The sequence below is a fragment of the Streptomyces sp. NPDC002088 genome (assembly GCF_040296605.1).
GTDB lineage: Bacteria > Actinomycetota > Actinomycetes > Streptomycetales > Streptomycetaceae > Streptomyces.
Genome location: NZ_JBEOXO010000097.1, coordinates 1 through 2,585 on the forward strand (window position 1 = coordinate 1; position 2,585 = coordinate 2,585).

Annotated in this window: 4 protein-coding genes; 1 reads left to right on the forward strand and 3 read right to left on the reverse strand. The window is 29.8% G+C overall.

Annotation, left to right across the window (positions count from 1 at the left end; all coding sequences use genetic code 11):
- Positions 1-39: 39 nt before the first annotated feature.
- Entirely contained in the window at positions 40-192 is a 153-nt protein-coding gene (locus tag ABT114_RS50210) for a S24/S26 family peptidase (RefSeq protein ID WP_351154031.1), read from the reverse strand.
- A gap of 126 nt (positions 193-318) precedes the next feature.
- Here ABT114_RS50210 and ABT114_RS50215 point away from each other — a divergent pair, with 126 nt between their 5' ends.
- Complete coding sequence (locus tag ABT114_RS50215; protein ID WP_257792705.1) at positions 319-450, forward strand: hypothetical protein; 132 nt, start codon at positions 319-321, stop codon at positions 448-450.
- A gap of 310 nt (positions 451-760) precedes the next feature.
- Here ABT114_RS50215 and ABT114_RS50220 read toward each other — a convergent pair whose 3' ends face one another.
- Positions 761-2,278 carry a relaxase/mobilization nuclease domain-containing protein gene (locus tag ABT114_RS50220; RefSeq protein ID WP_351154035.1) on the reverse strand — a complete coding sequence of 506 codons (1,518 nt, stop codon included), beginning with the start codon at positions 2,276-2,278 and terminating at the stop codon, positions 761-763.
- 2 nt (positions 2,279-2,280) lie between these two features.
- The coding region (gene mobC / locus ABT114_RS50225) for a plasmid mobilization relaxosome protein MobC (protein WP_351154038.1) at positions 2,281-2,585 on the reverse strand (305 nt) is incomplete at its 5' end.

Sequence of the window (2,585 nt, forward strand, 5' to 3'; positions counted from 1 at the left end):
AATAAAAAAAGTGAAAATCAATAAATATTGTCACTTTTTTTATACTTTTTCAATTGGAGTAAAGGCTTCAATAACTTTTCCAATGATTTGAGTATTTTCATCTCTTGGAAGAAGAATATCAGGAAATAGTCGATTGCCTTCAAAATCTATATCATCATTCAAAGAGACAAGTCTAATATAATCATCTTCCACATAAACAGAACCGACTAACTCAAACAAAAAGTTTTTTACAAGAAAGTTCAAAAAAAATGGGAAGAGTACGAAAAAGAAATTGAGAAACAACAAGCTGAAGATGAACAAGTGATTTATTCAGTAGCAATGGAACCAGCACTCAAAGAAGCAATTAAAATAGCAGGAAAGAAGAAAGGTAAACTTCAAGGCGGAGCAAAGGCTGTTATAAGAGAAGCCTTAATAGAGCATTTCAAGAAGAATAAAGATTACTTTAACTAAAGTTATAGTTTTATGTTAGAGAGGAGTCAACTCAATGAATAAAACGCCATCAGAATGCTTTTAAAAGGGCTTAAAAGGCAAAATATGAGCTTATAGGACGATTCAAGCATTAAAGGGAGTGAAAAATTCATTTTTCAATTTCTTTAGTGCTTTTTCGTTGGTTTGCTCAACGACAGGAGCATTATTTTTTACTTTGTAAAAAATAGAGTTTTTTCAAAACTCAAATAAAAAAGTCCGCTCTTAAATTTTAAAAAACAAAAATTTTAGATCCGACTTGTTTTATTGTACACTTATCAGAATTTTCAACGGACTAAATTTCAAAATCATCATCACGTGCTTTATGTTTTGGACTTTGATTTTTTTGATAGGCTTCTAATCGCTGTTCTGATTTTTGATAGTATTGAATGTTTTTATCGACTTTATATAAAGTATCTCTTAAATCATCACGTTCAAGTTTTAGATTTTTTATTGTATCTCTGATAGTGGTATCTACATAATCTAAACTTTTGTTTTGTTCGACATACTCTATAATCTTTGTATTTAATTTATCTAATTGCTTTTCTGTTTCTTGATAGGTGGCTTTTAAGTCCTTTCCTATGGTTTCAAAACTTCTATCAAAACCAAGTCCTTGACTAATCAAGAAATCGAACTCATGAAAGACTTGTTTGAGTTTGATATTGGCATTGTCAGAATAAAGAGGGACATTTCCACTTTGTCGTTGTAGATTTTTAGCAACAGTTGTTCCATACATGATTTTATTGTTTGCCGGACTTTTCTTATCAAGATAAGAAAATCGTTCTTTATTTTTGATAAAGACTTGATAATCGCCATTTTCTAATTTATCGACACAGCGTGCAGGTATCTTTATTGTCGCTTCTTTATCTAAAGCAGTATCAATCGTTACGTATAAAAAATTTTCAGTTTCTTTCTCAATTTGCCAATCTTCTACCAAAATTGAAATTTCTTTTTCTTGTCCTTTTTCTTGAATGCTTTCTTTGTCTTTCCAAAGTTTCACGACTTCCTCAACTGAATAACCAATGGTATTTTTTTCTATCCGTTCTTTGAGATTTTCTTTTAAAAATTTATCATTTTTTAAACTTCTATCTCTAATTTTTTTGGTTTGTTCGCTTCCCTCTAAAAGATAAGTGGTATATTTTTTAGTATCGTCCACTTTTAAATTTAAGGCACTTGCTTTTTCTTTAAAATCTTCCCACGTATGAGAATGGTTCATCAAAAATTCAAGTTTGTTTTTAATCTCTTTCCGGTAAGAAATTTGAGCAAGATAGACCAAATAATTTTTGTGAGAATTCCCTAGTTTTTGTTCAGGACGGACAATAATTTTACAACCATATTCTTTAGAAATTCTATCAGAAATTTCTTTCAATCGTTCTAAATCATTTTTGTTTTGTTGAAATTTATTTAAAGTTAAAGGGTCAGTTGCATTAAGCACAATATGATTATGGAGGTGTGGCTTATCGGTATGAGTAGCAATAATAAATTCCGCAGAATTTCCGAGATATTCTTTCATGGTTTTTAAACCAATTTCATGAACTTGTTCAGGGGTTAAATGGTCATCAGGAGAAAAAGATTGGACAAAATGATAACCGAACCTTTCATTTTTTTGTGGCTTGTTTTTTAAAGCGATAGCCATTGTTCGTGTCGCTAACATTTCATCACAGGTTGAATGAATATCTAAAATATTTTGACCGGAAACATATTCAAAGTCATTTGTTTTTTCAGGGTTCATCACATAATCAATGAGTTGGTTTAAATCTTTTGAAGAATGAACCGTTCCGTTCGATTGTTTTGGCATATAAATCACTGTCATTTTTACTCCCCCTCCGAAATAAAATGAACCACTTTTTGAATTTTTTCTTCCAAACTTTCTAACTGATTTTGATAATCAGACATCAAACTTTCAGTCTGATTATTTTTATTTTCGTTTAAATGTTTAGCAATTTGATTGATATTATTTCCGATACGTTTTAGTTCAGATTTTGTCGCAGAAATTTCAGAAATAATATTTTTATATTCTGAAAAATCAATAGAAAAAATCTCTTTATTGCAACAGGCTCGTCTAGCAAATATAGAAAAATTAGTGATACCAGTTTTTCTCATCATCAATTTAATTCTTT